The sequence below is a fragment of the Streptomyces calidiresistens genome (assembly GCF_014141525.1).
GTDB lineage: Bacteria > Actinomycetota > Actinomycetes > Streptomycetales > Streptomycetaceae > Streptomyces > Streptomyces calidiresistens.
Window position 1 is genome coordinate 1 of the sequence record NZ_VKHS01001308.1, and the last position, 935, is coordinate 935.

1 protein-coding gene is annotated in these 935 nt (G+C 78.9%); it reads left to right on the forward strand.

Annotation, left to right across the window (positions count from 1 at the left end):
- A partial coding sequence (locus tag FOE67_RS27030) for an NAD(P)/FAD-dependent oxidoreductase (protein ID WP_182667445.1) occupies positions 1-884 on the forward strand: 884 nt, incomplete at its 5' end.
- Positions 885-935: the final 51 nt, after the last annotated feature.

Genomic DNA, 935 nt, shown 5'->3' on the forward strand with positions numbered 1-935 from the left:
CCTCCCCCCGGCCCGTGGCCACCCTGCGGGGGCGGGACGACGCGCGGGCCCTGGGGGCCGCCCTCCTGCCGGGACGCCACGTCCTGGTGATCGGGGCGGGGTTCCTCGGCGGGGAGATCGCCGCCGCGGCCCGGGCCCGGGACTGCCGGGTCACCCTCGTGGAGGCCGCCGAGCAGCCCCTGGTGCGTGCCGTGGGCGCCGTGGCGGGGGCCTTCGTCGCGGGGCTGCACCGCGAGGCCGGCGTCGACCTGAGGACCGGGACCACCGTCACCGACCTGCGCGCCGGACCCGGCGCCGGCGAGGGGTTCCGCGTCACGCTCTCCGACGGCACCACCTCGGTGGCCGACACCGTGGTCGCCGCCCTGGGCGCGGTTCCCGCCACCGAGTGGCTCACCGACTCCGGCCTCGATGTCACCGGGCCCGGCGGGGGCGTGCGCTGCGACCCCTTCCTGCGGGCCCTGCGCCCCGACGGCACCGTCGTGCCCGGGGTCACCGCCGCCGGGGACGTGGCCCGGGCCCCGCACCCCCTCGCCGACGGCGCCCCCGTCCTGATCGGTCACTGGAGCAACGCCGTCGAACAGGCCGCCGTGGCCGTCCACACCCTTCTCCACCCCGGGGAACCGCGCCCCTACGACGCGGTCCCCTCCTTCTGGGCCGACCTGTACGGGGTGCGCCTGCGGTCGGTGGGCCTGCCGGCCCGGGCGGACGAGGTCCGGGTGGTGGAGAACGACCCCGTCGCCCGCCGCCTGGAGGTCACCCACCACCGGGCGGGCCGCCCGGTCGGGGCCCTCACCGCGGGGCGCGCCGCCCGCCTCGCCGCCCACCGTCGGGAACTGGAGGAGCGCCGGGGCGCCCCCGTACCGGCGGTCACCGGAGGAGGGTGAGGGACGGGGGGTGATCGGGCTGTCTCTTATGCACATCTGACGCTGGCGACG